The 13,901-nt window shown below is 66.5% G+C and carries 12 protein-coding genes and 1 pseudogene; 10 read left to right on the top strand and 3 right to left on the bottom strand.

Annotated elements, in window-relative coordinates; translation table 11 throughout:
* Positions 1 to 32: 32 nt before the first annotated feature.
* The 5 genes and pseudogenes from MB828_RS41295 to MB828_RS47060 all read left to right on the top strand — a co-directional run.
* A complete protein-coding gene (locus MB828_RS41295; RefSeq protein WP_301652643.1) occupies positions 33 to 644 on the top strand; it encodes a DUF6461 domain-containing protein in 612 nt (203 codons plus the stop codon).
* Between the two features lie 472 nt (positions 645 to 1,116).
* Positions 1,117 to 1,338: a DUF3500 domain-containing protein gene (locus tag MB828_RS41290; protein WP_430381501.1), complete on the top strand. Its 222-nt coding sequence runs from the start codon at positions 1,117 to 1,119 to the stop codon at positions 1,336 to 1,338.
* Positions 1,339 to 1,776: 438 nt separating this feature from the next.
* Positions 1,777 to 3,570 (top strand): RecQ family ATP-dependent DNA helicase, encoded by a 1,794-nt coding sequence (locus MB828_RS41285; RefSeq protein WP_301652642.1) that lies wholly within the window; start codon positions 1,777 to 1,779, stop codon positions 3,568 to 3,570.
* 747 nt (positions 3,571 to 4,317) lie between these two features.
* Positions 4,318 to 4,938 (top strand): hypothetical protein, encoded by a 621-nt coding sequence (locus MB828_RS41280; protein ID WP_301652641.1) that lies wholly within the window; start codon positions 4,318 to 4,320, stop codon positions 4,936 to 4,938.
* Between the two features lie 189 nt (positions 4,939 to 5,127).
* Positions 5,128 to 5,625, top strand: a pseudogene (locus MB828_RS47060) (transposase); the annotation flags it as partial.
* A 963-nt stretch (positions 5,626 to 6,588) separates the two neighbouring features.
* Here MB828_RS47060 and MB828_RS41270 read toward each other — a convergent pair.
* A complete protein-coding gene (locus MB828_RS41270; RefSeq protein WP_301652639.1) occupies positions 6,589 to 6,921 on the bottom strand; it encodes a histone-like nucleoid-structuring protein Lsr2 in 333 nt (110 codons plus the stop codon).
* Positions 6,922 to 7,316: 395 nt separating this feature from the next.
* Between MB828_RS41270 and MB828_RS41265 the strand changes: the two genes are divergently transcribed.
* From MB828_RS41265 to MB828_RS41245, 5 genes are all read left to right on the top strand, one after another.
* On the top strand, positions 7,317 to 8,177 hold the full coding sequence (locus MB828_RS41265; RefSeq protein WP_301652638.1) for a hypothetical protein: 861 nt from the start codon (positions 7,317 to 7,319) through the stop codon (positions 8,175 to 8,177).
* A 321-nt stretch (positions 8,178 to 8,498) separates the two neighbouring features.
* Positions 8,499 to 8,912, top strand: a complete 414-nt coding sequence (locus MB828_RS41260) for a hypothetical protein (RefSeq protein ID WP_301652637.1) — start codon at positions 8,499 to 8,501, stop codon at positions 8,910 to 8,912.
* 201 nt (positions 8,913 to 9,113) lie between these two features.
* Positions 9,114 to 9,488, top strand: coding sequence for a hypothetical protein (locus MB828_RS41255; RefSeq protein WP_301652636.1), 375 nt, complete (start codon positions 9,114 to 9,116; stop codon positions 9,486 to 9,488).
* A 246-nt stretch (positions 9,489 to 9,734) separates the two neighbouring features.
* Positions 9,735 to 10,184, top strand: a complete 450-nt coding sequence (locus MB828_RS41250; RefSeq protein ID WP_430381500.1) for a hypothetical protein — start codon at positions 9,735 to 9,737, stop codon at positions 10,182 to 10,184.
* 667 nt (positions 10,185 to 10,851) lie between these two features.
* A complete protein-coding gene (locus MB828_RS41245; RefSeq protein WP_301652635.1) occupies positions 10,852 to 11,247 on the top strand; it encodes a ribonuclease domain-containing protein in 396 nt (131 codons plus the stop codon).
* A gap of 164 nt (positions 11,248 to 11,411) precedes the next feature.
* Here MB828_RS41245 and MB828_RS41240 read toward each other — a convergent pair whose 3' ends face one another.
* Complete coding sequence (locus MB828_RS41240; RefSeq protein ID WP_301652634.1) at positions 11,412 to 13,367, bottom strand: DUF3732 domain-containing protein; 1,956 nt, start codon at positions 13,365 to 13,367, stop codon at positions 11,412 to 11,414.
* A gap of 50 nt (positions 13,368 to 13,417) precedes the next feature.
* Entirely contained in the window at positions 13,418 to 13,900 is a 483-nt protein-coding gene (locus MB828_RS41235) for a three component ABC system middle component (protein WP_301652633.1), read from the bottom strand.
* Between the last annotated feature and the right edge of the window lies 1 nt (position 13,901).

Here is a 13,901-nt window from a genome sequence, read left to right as displayed (position 1 = left end):
AGGCCATGATGAGCACCGAGACCTTTCCGAACATGCGCCTGTACCAGTTCGGGTACAGCACGATCTTCGCCAAGGACATGTCCCCTGCCGAACTCCTCACCCGAGCAGCCGGCACCCTCGTCCAGCCGGTCGCAGTGAGCCGGGCGGAAGCCGAGACCATCACGATGCTCGGAGAGGGCATCACCGCCGACGACCTGCCCCACCTGGATCCTGACGCCCTCCACGAAGCAGGACTCCTCGGGGGAGACGTGACGCTGCTCCGCGCCGGCACATACGCCAGCTGGTCCTTCGCGGTCGAGACGGAAGGCACCTACCTGGCCGCCGACGAGATCCTCGCCAGGGTCTCTCGAGGCACGGCCGCCCTGTCCGTGCGGGAGAGTGAGTCGGGATCGTCCTGGATCGCCTACGCCGAAGACGGCGACATCCTCTCCTCCTTCGACCCGCTCTACCCCGACAACGACTACGGCAAAAACCCCGCCCGGCTGGAACAACTCACCGGACACCGGAGCGCCATCAACAGCGGCGAGCGCGCCGATGCCTTCGCCAACGCCACGCGAGCCATCCAGCAAGAGCTGGGGTGTTCTGTTCCCGCCGAGGTAGACGCCGACCAGATGCTGGCGATCGGCATCTCCGACGGCGGTTGACCGCCGCAACAGGAGGCAGCCGGGATTGAGAGAGCGGACCAGGCGGTGCATGGGCTTCACCTCGAACAACGGAGGCCGGCTACCTGGCTCGCCGCGACCGCGCCCGGGGCAGCGTGCCGACTGCACCCGGTTCGTGCGTGTGCTGGAGAAGATCAGGGTCCCGCGGCTTGGGTCGGGAATCAGCCGTTTGTGAGCGGTCTGGAACGAGCCGAGCTCGTCCGGGAGATCCCGCGTCGCTGCGTTCACGGGCGCCTTTGTCCTGGATATCGATCGAGCGTGGAACCTGGTGCACGAGTTCACCCAGACGGGGGCGGCCGGCCCTCTGGGTAAGTGGTGTGAGGTGTAGCCAGCAGCTCGTTCCATGATCATGGTCGGTGCTTCTTCAGCCGTCTCCAGCAGATGAGGCAGCAGGCCAAGGAAGACGAAGGCGTCGTGGAGTTCGGTTCGGCGTTCCCAGCGGACGGCGAGGCGTTTGAACTGGTGGAGCAGGGCGAAGGTCTGCTCGACGACGCCCGTCGTCTGGGTCGAGGTCGAGTGCCAGGCTCCGGGTCCGCTGGCCGGTGCCTACGGCGCGACCCAGGGCGGCACCCCCACCCAGAAGCATGTCCACTCCATCATCCGCACGCCCAACGGCAACGACTACGGTAAGGAACTCCTCCGGCAGCACTACCTGACCTCACCGCACCACCGGTGAGACCCATGACGTGACCGGAGCCAGCCTCCCGTCATTCAGCCTGCGTCCGGTTACCGCGTCGGGTCGCACCCGCCACAGGAGGCGGCCCGGCGCCGACCTTTGCCTTGTGTGCCTCGCCGGGCAGCTCGGGTGGTCTCCTCTCGGCGCGAAGCGAGCGGGCCGCGTGGTCGTGGCTCTGGCCCTGACAGCAGTCGGCGTAGTGGTCAGGCCCGGCGGACACCCTCGGCCCGGAGCCTCGCGCGGCCAGTGATCTTCTCTCCCTTCCCCCTGAAGAGCCGCATGTCGCGCACCCCTGCACGAAGATCGACGAGACACACATCGAGCTGACGAGTCCTCAGGTCTTGACAAGAGCGACCGAATCGCGCGAGGCGATATTCCGGCGAACCGGGGTAGCCGCCAGACACCCAGCGGTTGGACGCTCACGCTTCAAGGAGAACGATGCTCACACTCACATCCCGGCGTCTGCGCGGCACCGCGCGTCGGGTCTTCGGCTGGCAGCGGTTGCGTCCGGCCCAACTGACCGCGATGAAGGCCGTGATGAAGGGGCGCGACGTACTCGCCGTCATGCCAACCGGCGCGGGCAAGTCCGCCGTGTACCAGGTGCCCGCCGTCCTGCTCGGCGGTCCAGTCGTGGTCGTCTCGCCGCTGATCGCGCTTCAGCGGGACCAGATGCAGAGCCTGCTGGCATCCGGCGTGCTGCGCACCGCCGCCATCAACTCCGCGCAGCGTCAGAACGACAACGAGACGGCATGGGCCCGCATCACTTCCTCTTCGGTCGACGTGGTCTTCCTCGCCCCTGAGCAGTTCGCCAAACCGGATGTCACAGACCGGATCGCCGCCGTCCGTCCCCGGCTGCTGGTGGTGGACGAAGCACACTGCATGTCGTCCTGGGGGCACGACTTCCGGCCGGACTACCTGCGGCTGCGGCACGCGCGGGAGCGGCTCGGCAATCCGCCGGTACTCGCCCTGACCGCGAACGCGGCAGCCCCGGTGCGACGCGACATCGCCGAACGTCTCGGCATGAACGACCCGGTGGAGATAGTGGCCGGCTTCGACCGTCCCAACATCCACCTGGACGTGTCCGCCTTCCAGGACGCGGCCGCCAAGGAGCGGTTCGTCGTGGAGCGGGCGGCCGTCGAGGAGAAGCCGGGAATCCTGTACGCCGGAACACGGAAGGCAGCGGACAGCTATGCGGAGCAGTTGAGCGGCCTCGGGCTGTCCGCCGCCGGCTACCACGCGGGCCTCTCCCCCACCGAACGCCGCCAGACCCAGGACCGGTTCAGCTCCGGTGAACTCGACGTGGTCGTGGCGACCTCGGCGTTCGGGATGGGCATCGACAAGGCGAACGTACGATTCGTGCTGCACGCGTCCGTCCCCGGTTCTCTCGACGCCTACTACCAGGAGATCGGCCGGGCCGGCCGCGACGGCGCACCGGCCAGGGCGATCCTCGCCTACCGCCCGCAGGACCTGGGTCTGCAACGCTTCTTCGCCTCCGGTGCTCCCGACGCCGACGCACTGCGCCGCGTCGCCGAGCGCCTGCGCGGCGACGCGGGCACCGTGAGCGCAACCGGGCTCCGAGCCGACTGCGAACTCGGCGCGACGGCACTGTCCGCCGTACTGAACCTGCTGGAGGAAGCCGGCGCCGTCCGTACCGGACGGGACGGCAGCCGCTTCACCGGCCCGCTCGGCGCCGCGGATGACGACGTCGACGCCGCTCTGCAGAGCGCACTCGCCGTCCACGCCACGCACCTCAAGCTCGAACAGTCCCGGGTCGACATGATGCGCGGGTACGCCGAGACGACCGACTGCCGACGGCAGTTCCTCCTTGGATACTTCGGCGACTCCGTCCGCGTCCCGTGCGAGGCATGCGACAACTGCACGGGGGCGGTGGTCAAGCCTGCGGTCAGGCTGAGGCCTGGGCGGTCCGGGGACGCCGAACATCCGTACAAGGCGACCGCACGGCGGCGCCGGTGGCCCCGGGCCGGTGCGCGCACGAGCGCCGCCACCGGTGCCGTCCGGGCGGCGGAAACGGGCGCACGCCCCACCGTGGACGAACACGCCTACCTGCCGGGCGTCCGCGTGCACCATGACCACTGGGGCCAGGGCGAGGTCATGAGCGAGGGTGACGGCAAGATCACCATCCTGTTCAAGTCGGTCGGCTATCGCACCCTGTCGCTGGCCGTGGTGACGGACAAGCAGTTGCTCACCGCACTGCCCGACTCACCGCGGTGACGCTGCAGGCACGAGTTCCGGTGTCGGGAGTCGGCCCTGCCTCGTGCTCACGGGAACTCGTCGATTTCGCGCTCCGCCCTTGGACACCAACACGCTCGCCGAGTCGAACGCGACTTCCGGCGATGCAAAGAAGGGCCTGTGTGCCAAGCCCGCCACTGCGGCCGCCGTGATCGTCTGCGCAGGTCACCGCTGGCCGACGCGTGGCTGGTGATACCGGCCGCGACAGACGCCGTCACCCGGCGCTGCAACCTCCGTACCGCCCAGCACTCTTGCACCGTGGTGGCATCAATAATTAGGTGATGGTGTAGTCGTCCACAGCCAGGGCTTGGTCCGCGGCGCATGCGGCGCGCGCGTGCTGGTCCTCCTCGCTGATGTCCGGGTGCACCGGGGGTGTTTCGGGTGCGGGCCAGAGTTGGACCAGGTGGCGTTCTCCGTGGTCGCCGGGATCTCCACCTTTTCCTCTCGGTGGTAGGCATGCCAGTGCATGTGGTTGGAGTCCTCGTACAGGAGGATGTTCGTGGACCGAGGCCGCACCATGCTGCTCGCTCACCTCCCCGAGCGCCAGATCACAGCCACACAAGCAGAGAACAACACGGCCGTCTTCCGTACTATCGCTACGAGAATGATGTGCGTCAATAACTGCCTCTGCTCCCCGAGCAGCGGGCAGAACAACATCAACCTTCGACATCGCCAACGCCATGGGCTCACCGTTCATCGGCCGCAGCAACAAGGAAGAATGTGAGTGGCATGTCTGAAACCACCGCCCAGGGCACCGAGTTGACCTCCCAGTACAGCGCCCAGGTCGCCAGTGATCTGGAACGCAATCGCAAGGAGCAGGAACGCCTCACCGGTGAGATCGAAGCGCTGCAGAATCAACTGGTCGCCCTACGGCACGATCACACTGTCCTGGTGAACATCCAGGGGGCGCTCGGCGTGCCCGCGGAGTCCGATGCGCCTGCCCCCGAGCCGGTCACGGCAGTGCCCACTCCGCGCAAGAAGGCGGTATCAACCGGTGCGGGCAAGCAGACGACGGGCGAGAAGCCGGCCCTGGCGAAAAAGAAGCGCGCCGGCACGAAGGCCGCCGTGGCGACGCCGGCCCCGCGGTCGGCCGGCCCCAAGCTGGTGGACCTGGTACGCGAGCACCTGACCAGCCAGGCCGAGCCCCGTTCAGCTGCCGAGATCACCACGGCGCTGCAACAGCAGCACCCCGACCGTGCTGTGAAGACCACCGTGGTCCGCACGACACTGGAAGGGCTCGTGGCCAAGAACCAGGCCCAGCGCAGCAAGCAGGGATCATCCGTCTTCTACACCACCCCCGAGACAGCCGCTCCCCAAGCCGACGAGCAGACACCACAGCAGTCAGCCTGACACTCCGCACAGTCCGGGCCGCCATCGAGGCGTTCAGGTCACCACCACTTGCGTAGAGATCGAGCCACCCCGGTCAAAGGCAGCGTGGAGACGCCATCGAATCTGGCGACCCCCAGCGCTCGACGCTGGGTTGCAGGTCTCTACCAGCACGAGATTTTAAGTCGCATCCTGCGGCCTTGGCACCACGCTCCGCCGCGCGCCAGGATCTGGGGCCGGATCGGACAGACCCCGGTCATGAGGGTGAGGGGCCGGGGCTCCGGGCGCGTGTCGATGGCGGGTATGGCCTGCTACAAGCTGGGTCAGCCGTCCCGGCTGATCTACGCGGTCCGCGAGTACCGGGGTCGCAAGGACGAGCCGAAGGGCTTCGGCTGGCGCGACTTCCGCGACCTGATCGTCCGCGCTCGCATCCAGCTCGGCGGCCCGATCGTGCTGGTCTGGGACAACGGCCGCCTGCACCTGACGGTCGGCATGCGCGAGTTCATCGATACGAACGCCGAGTGGCTCACCGTGTTCCAGCTGCCCACCTATGCCCCGGACCTGAACCCGACCGAGGGGATCTGGTCGCTGGTCAAGCGTGACATCGGCAACCTTGCTGCGGCCGACCTCGGCCAGATCACCCACGGCGTGAAGCGCAAACTGAAGATGCTGCCGTACCGGCCGGAGGTCATGGACGGCTGCCTCGCCGGGGAGCGTCGGGTCAACGGACCCGAAATTGGTCGAAGCCCAAAGCTGCTGGTCAGCTACGGTGGCCGCATGAATGAAAGTCTGCCCGAGGACGTAGCCGACGTGCTTGACCTCGTCCTGAACCCGGACGAACCTATTCACGTCGCCCTCCGACGGCAGGTGCCTCAACTCAGCGTGCAATCCCGCTGCAAGTGCGGGTGCGGCACTGCCTACTTCGACCTTGGCGCCGATGCAGTGGAACCCGCGCCAACGGGCCCCGGCACCGTCGTGGCTGCCAACGTACAGCTGTTCACCGAAACCGGCGAGTGCCCGGGCGAGGTCCTGGTCTTCGCGCAAGGCGGCTACCTCTCATGGCTGGAGATCTGCTCTTGGAGTGACGACGTCGAGGTGAATCTCGCCGCGGCGCAGCGCTGGCTACAGCCATCGTCCTGAACCCGAGCCCGTAACAGCCGGCGTCTTGGACCCTGCCGCCGCCAGCATGAGTCGACCGACATCACGAGTTCCAGTTCAGTAGTCACGCACCGGCAGTTGACCCCTCCGCCAGAACCACGATGCCGTTTCCGTCCGGCGACTCCACTACCGTGTGTCCGCACTGGACCAGCAGGCGCCACCGCGGCCCTCACTGCCATCCGCATCCCGTCACCTCGGCTACGCCCACGTCATCACGTACGACGGCGACCTACTTGTTTCGACGGATGGGTCGAGGACACACGCTCACCCCTCAACGGTCGGTCAGTTCGTGGCTACATCATAGGTCTCTCGAACCCCGACTCGGGAGAGAAAACGGAGCCGATCCGCGTATATATCCAGGTCATTCCGAAGAATCCCGAAGCGAACGGCGAGATCGTCCATTTGGGCGGACCAGAGTCCCGGGTGATCCACTGACATCACCACCCCGTACCACCAACGAAGAACACCCCGTGTCCGTTGGTCGATCACGGGGTGTTCTTCATTTCCGGGTATGCGCTACGCGGCCTTGGCCTTCGCGTACGCCTCCTTGATGTCTGCCGGGACGCGACCACGGTCGTTCACCTCGTAACCGTTCTCCTTGGCCCACGCACGGATCTGCGCCGTGTCGCTGTCGGCAACACGCCCCGCACTCGTACGCTTACTGCCGCGCCCCTGGTTCGTCTTCCTGCCCTTGCCGACATACGGCTCAAGCGCCTTGCGCAGCTTGGTCGCGTTCTTGTCGTTCAAGTCGATCTCGTATGTCTTCCCGTCGAGGCCGAACACGATCGTCTCGGACGCCTCGGACCCGTCGAGGTCATCAAGCAGCTGGATAATGGTTTGCTGTGCCATCGTCGGTTCGTCCTTCTTCGGCGTTCGAGATAAACAACGCTCTTACATTGCGATTCTTATCAGTGTGGTGACTACGGTCGCAACGCCGTTGGCGAAGCATCGTGACGCGGCATGTGCGCTGCTGCCTTGAACCGCACGACCAACCGCCTGCGGCCAGCGTGCGGTAGTTCGCCGCCTTCAAGACTGCCGCGGCGCGACCTCGCAACCGAGCTGCCAGCGATACCGCTGCACTCGTACGAACTCCGACCCTTCTCCAGCACGGCCCGGACGGCTTGAGAGTCGACCGCCGGCTCGTAGGGAAAGTGCGCATAGATCAGCTCGCGTACCTCGGCGGCCAGCAGCGGTTCGTTCTTCCGTGCCAGGGTGATGGCAACCTGCTGCTGTAGCGTCGGACCGTGGACAGGCCCCTGGAGTACGACGTCTCCGTCACCTCCATATCCGACGGCTCCGCCCAGATCGGAGGTACGACCTTCGACTCCGAAGCCTCCCCGCTGGTCGATCCCGTCCTGGGCGTGGGCTTCGAGAACTTCTACCTCACCCAGGACGAGCCGAACCTGAGCCGTAGCGACGCGACCCACAACTACGGCAACATGGACCCGGCCGGCGCGATGAACGGCATCCTGTTCAAGTGGGCCGTCAACGGCTGGGTGCACGGCATCCACACCGAGATGACCGGCTCCCACCCCATCGTCACCGAAGAGGCCAAGAACCTCACCATCACCGGCAACTACCTCGACGGCGCCTGGAACAAGGGCAAGGGCGGCCGGGGCTACTTCCGCGGCTCCCGCGTCTGGGACTCCATCTACGCCGGAAACATCTCCCGCAACCTGCGCCACTTCACCTTCCAGTGGTCCGCCAGCGGAAACGTCGCCATCGGCAACGACCTCGACTCCGACCTCAACCTGCACGGCGGCTACGAACGCAACAACCTCTTCGAACTCAACACCGTCCACGTGCCCTACGCCCACCGCTCCGCGAACTGCACCGTCAACTGCGGAGAGGAAGGCGGCGGAGGCACCGACGACTCCGACTGGTACCCGATCTGGTGGGCCGCCGGCCAGAAGGCCCTCAGGTGGTCCGGTTCTTCCGGCTACCGCAACGTCTTCTTCAACAACACCATGCCCAAACGCCTCGACAACGACGTCGCCGGACCCATCGTCACTTTCTACAGCGAACCGCACCGCATCTTCGAGTTCGGCTGGGACGGCACCGCCTTCCACCATCTCGACGTCGGCGGCACACCCATCAGTGACTGAGCCCACAACGAAACCAACAACTACTCACCGGACATCACCGGCACCAGCCACGGCGTCGACAACACCATGACCGACCCCGGATCACCCCTCTTCCTCACCACCGTACCCGCACTCTGAGAACGGACCGCCAGCCCTAGGGCTGGTATTCCGGCTTGCCGGTGTGCCGCGTGTTGTGCCTTCACGACCCCCGGCCAGCCGGGTGCTCCATCGCGTACCCGACGCGGAACTCGGGTCTGGCACCTTGGCGCTGGGCCGGACGATCAGCCTCAACCAGTGCATACCCGGGCAGATCAGACGCACACACTCAAGCAAGGAGTTGGCATGACAGCGCCGGACACCAGGACGGCCACGCACGCACATGATCGCCGCCGACCACTGCTGACTCTCAGCGGCCTCGCCGTCGTCCTCCTCGGCACCGCAGCATGCCAGCCAGGAGCGGTGTTCACCGTCGACAACAAGACATCCGAAGCACTCAGGCTTTACACAAGCGTGTCCTCGCCCGTCGGCTCCAAACCTGACGTACGTCCCCTGAAAGGGGTAGGACCAGGCAAAGACACCGGCCCCGACATCAACAATATCCCCGGCCTGTACAACAACAACTGCAGCAAAGACGTCAGGCTCATCGCCATCGGAGCCACCTCAGGTAAGAGATACGTCTACGGCCCGCCCGTGTGCAGGGGCAAGACCTGGACCATCGATGGCTCCACCGCCACCGCCCCGAGCACCAGTGAGTAATCAGGTTGACCTCGTAGAGCCGGTGGCCCGTGACAGTTCTTGATCGCTGCGATACCACGTCGTCATACGGTATGCGCATACGACACACCGGTCAGCCGGCCATCTCGTCACCCACTCGGCATACAAGGCCCAGAGGCGGAAGGGTGAACGGGCACAGCTCCGGCAGACGGCAGTACCCGCCAAAACAGAGGAAGGCAGCAGGTGAACCAGCACATCCAAGGGCGAGGGAGGAAAATACTCGCCTGTATCGGCCTGCCATTCGCGTTGGCGAGCCTCACCTCCTGCGAGCCGGCACCTCAATTTAAGATCAAGAACCAGACCACCGAGGGAATTCACTTCGAAATCAATCGTCTTACGGCAAAGTACGACCCGGCGAGCCACCTGGTGCAGGTCGCGGGCGCAAAGCCAGGAGGGGACACCGGCTCCAGCATCAATCGCCTAGGAGGCCGTGACGGAGAGTGTCACCAAAATTATCAAATAGTCGGCACGACCCAGTCGGGCAAGAAATACACATATGGCCCCCCGGTCTGCAACGGTGACACCTGGACCATCAACAACGGGTCGACTTCCCCCTGAAGCTGCTGCGCATGGGACATATTCAGATCAACGGGGCTGACATGGGAGGGGCGGCCGGCGAGATCTCGCCGCACTGTGGCGGGCAGAGAGGTGGATCGGGCGATCAGCCGCAGACAGCCCACGCCGTCGTACCTGGCCAGCAGCAAGGATGCGGGAGCCGCCAGGGTGCCAGTGACACCGCCGATCACTCCCTCGGCCGTCACGCGCGACGACTGGTGAAGAGGCAGTATTCCGAGTTTGGGCTAGGTGGATCACGGCGAGCTCGGGCCCACGCGGTGTGCGGGCTCGCTGGACGACGAAGGCCGCCTGGTCGCGGCCGTACGAGGACGGCCCGCAGGCCGGAGCGTTCTCGACGCCCTGCGGGAGCACGTACTCACCACCTGGCTGCCGATCGCCGCACACCCGCAAACAGCGAAGTTCACTCAGCTGGTCAACACCACCCCGGCGCTGCGCGCCTATGCCGAGCGCATGTGGACCCGGCACGCCGACACTCTCGCCGCGGCCATTGCCGACGAGTACGGAGCGGATCACGACAACGTCGCCTGCGCCGCCCTGGCCCGCTTCGTCCTGGAGATCCCTGGCGTGGCGCAACGGCAGAAGGACCGCGGAGCAGCCGTCGAGGAGGTCTTCGACATCATCACCAACGGCTGGCAGTTTCCCGACGGCCACCACGAGCCCACCGGCACAGGCGCATGAGGCAGCGGAAAGCCGCGCCCCAGATACCGGAACGCCACCCGTGACGACGGCTGAGGCGATCACGTGCGGCTGCCCACCCGGGTGGATCACGGCTGCCAAGTAGGGGGTACCGCGGCCCTGTTGGAGGGTGGTGCTGTTCCCTCCCCCGGGCAACGACGGGAGCCAGCCTGCTGGGGCGGTCGCCGGCATCGAACCTAGTCTCTGACGCATCGCAGAAACGCCGCCACCGCACGTGCGGCGTGACTACCGGTATCCGATGCCGACCCCCGACGTCTCGAGAACCACCGTGTTCCGCACCGCCACGACCGCCCTGCTCTGTACCGCCGCAGGCGCCGCTCTCAACAAGGGTGCTGAAAGACTCCAGGGCGTGCATGAGCGCTGGCGTGCCGGTGTCGGTATTCACGTCCGCGAGAAGAAGGCGTTCATACGCTGCAGCTTGGTCAGACATCCGGTCCCCAGCGATGGCCTCGCCCATCACGCGACGTTCCGGGCGCGGCCCTGTCCTCACCGCCCACCCCTCGTCCTATCCATTGCCGCCCGTGCAGCCACCGCACTGCGAGCACAATGTCCGTGCATGGGTTAACGCCGTGAAAACTACGAGACGTGGCGGGAAATTCAACCTTCTTGTCATTGTCATGACATCGTCTACGCGCGTCATCATTGAGCCATGAGATTCCCCCCACGAATCACCCGCCTCGGCGCCGCCGGCGCCCTGCTGTCCGCCCTCCTCGTGGGCGGCACCGTCACCGCCGCCACGGCGGACGCCGCTGTCAGCTCGGTCGGCAGCATCTGCTACAGCGACTTGCCGTCGCAGGCGTACGACACGCTGGACCTGATCGCGTCGGACGGGCCGTTCCCGTACTCGCAGGACGGGACCGTCTTCCGCAACTCGGAGGGTGTCCTGCCCAGTCATCCGTCTGGCTACTATCACGAGTACACCGTGAAGACCCCGGGCTCCTCCACGCGCGGTGCGCGCCGCATCGTCACGGGTGAGGAGTACGAGGAGGACTACTACACCTCCGACCACTACGCCACGTTCAACCTCATCGACTTCGGCTGCTGAGTCGCCCGTCGATCGGTCCGAGGAACAGTGCGGCCCTCTGGAGGGCCGGTGCCTTGTTCGGCCGGACCTCCTGCCCCTCGCACCCCACGGTGAGGGGCATTGGGCTACCCGTCCAACTGCCGGCAGCGCTCATTGCATGGGTCTGTGGTCGATGAACGTCAAGATCACTCAAGCCAGTGGACAGGAATCAGCGCCCGGCGCCGGCCGTCCTGAGGGCGCCAGTTTTCGACGACGGCGTCCTGGAACCAGTCGTCGGGCAGGTTGGCGTGGTCACAGACGATGATCTGAATGCCTCCGTCGGCTTGTTCGGCCACGTCGTGCAGCAGCTTGAAGTAGGCGGTGACGGCTGCCCAGTCGGCGTCCTCCACTGTGGTGGCGTCACGGATCTTCTCGGGGAAGAACGCCTGGGTGGGCTGGTCCAGCATCAGAAACCTGGGCACTGGCCTGTGTTGGCGCAGAAAGTAGGTGTGCAGGGCCAGGTGGGCGACGAGGTGGTAGCCGATCCAGTTCTTCGCGCTGCCGATGCGGGTCAGGGGCAGGCGTCCTTCGGGGCGTCGGACGATGACGTTGAGCTGGGAGAGGCTGATGCGGACCTCTTCGGCTGCTGCGGCTTGGCCGAGGCTCAGTCGCTGAGCCCAGGGCGTCATGAGTGCGGCGACATCGGTGAGTCGGCGCTCTGTCTCGGCGGTGACGTCGTCTTCGTCGACCATGTCCTGGAGAGCCTCGGCACGTTCCTGGGCCAGTGTCAGGTCGTTGCGGAGCCTGCGTACGTCGTCCTCGGAGAGGTCGCCGGCGGCGGCGCGTTCCTGAGCTATGCGTCCTTGGACGTAGGCGACGCGGACCTGCTGGTCTTGCAGGTTCCTCATCCGATCGTCGCTGGCGTTGAGCTCCTTGAGCTGTGCGCCGTTGAGACGCATGCGCTCGGCGACGGTCTCCCGTTGGTCTTCCAGGCTGCGGCGGTGTTCTTCGCGTACGGGCTGGAGGGTTTCGGCGTGGGTGAGTTCGTCGGCCAGGTGCCGGGTCAGGGTGGTGATGTCGGCGGCGGAGGGGTCGGGGGCGTCTAGCGGGCGGGCGCACAGGGGGCAGACGTCGGCGTGCCGGTCGTCGTCTTCGGGCCCGAGCAGGTCGAGGGTTTTGAGCCGGTCGAGCTGCAGGTGGAGTTCTCCGGTGAAGGCGTGGCCTTGCTGGTGCCAGCGGTCCACCATGGCCAGGGCGTCGTTGAGCTGCTGCCAGCGCTCGCGGAGTTCCCGGCGCTCCTGGGCGAGTGCCTGTCGGCGGTCTTGCAGGTCGGTCGGTCCGTCGACGGTGATGGGTGTGACAGCCAGGGCCTGGTCGAGCAGGGATCGGGTCTGCTGCGGGTCCAGGGCCGGTGGGAGGTCCTGTAGGAGTCCTTCGCGTTCCGCCAGGCGCAGCAGGGCTGCCTGGCGGGTGTCGATGCCGTCCCTGCGGCGGACGGCATCATCGAGTTTGCGTTGGGCGGCGCGCTGTTCGCGCAGCGCCTCGCCGAGTTGGTGGCGGCGTAGGGCCTGTTCGGGGCCCGCGGCGCCGAGGAAGTAGGGGAGGGTGTCCTTGATCGCCTGTGCGATGCCGTTTTCGCTCTGGCGGTGGAAGAGTGCGCTCTGATTGGCGATCTCGTTCTGCTTCTGGAAGCACAGCAGAGCCGCCTGCGCGATGGAGACGTCGAAGGGGTAGCGGGCGGCGCCCGTGGGTGGCTGGAAGCGGAAGTCCTCGATGCCCAGGCGGGCGGAGAGCTGACTGCGCAGCGCGGTGACGTCGGCGTCCGGCCGCAGTTCGTCGCCGCGGGGCAGGTCGAGGCTTTCGTCGCCGATACGGATCATGGCTTTGGTGGTGGAGTCCCCGACCGGGCGGGGCCGGGCCAGGACCATCCGGGTGGTGCCGAAGGTGACCAGGACGGCGTACCAGCCGACGGTCTGGTCAATGGGTTCGTCGGGGAAGTTGGGCTTCTTGCGGCCCAGGCAGTACTCGACGATGTCGAGGACTTCGGACTTTCCGGTCTCCGATTCGCCGGTGAGGATGTTCAGCGCCCCGGGGCGGAAACGGATGACCCGGGGATCAGGCCGGCCGTCTCGGTGGTAAAGGGCCAGGGCGAGTAGCTGCATGGCGGGTCTGCTGCTCCTTTGCGGGGCGAGGAAGGCACGAGGGGGGTGGGTTATGGGCGGACGCCGAGGAGGGTGTACGCGGTCACGAGCTCGGTCGTGGCCAGCCACCGCCCGATCAGGGCCGCGCGCCGTGCGCAGTCGGCGACTTCGCTGCCGTGCTCAGCGGTGGCAGAGCGGGGCGCTCGGGGACACCGCAGACCATCACCGGTTATCTCCAGGGCCCGGTGGCGCAGGCCGGTACGCAGACTGGCTCGGGTGTAGTCGGTCAGCGCTGCGGCTCGCTCGGCGAAGGCGGCCTGATGGCGGGGATGTTCGGTAAGCCAGGCGGCCATGGCGCGGCTGGCTTTGACCGGCAGGTCGGCGCGGGTGTCGGCAGGCAGGACGAACGGCAGGACGAGGAAAGCGGCCGGCCAGGACAGAGGGTTGCGGGCACCGGTTTTGGTGGCCGCGTTGACGCTGCAGGCCAGCAGGTAGGCGCCGAAAGCGGGGTTGAGCAGAGCCTGAGCCTCCGGGAGACGCCTGGGGGAAGGCACC

It is taken from the genome of Streptomyces arenae (assembly GCF_022343545.1).
Lineage (GTDB): Bacteria > Actinomycetota > Actinomycetes > Streptomycetales > Streptomycetaceae > Streptomyces > Streptomyces humi.
Note: the sequence above shows the minus strand (reverse complement) of the source record. Positions and strands in the feature narration are given on the sequence as shown.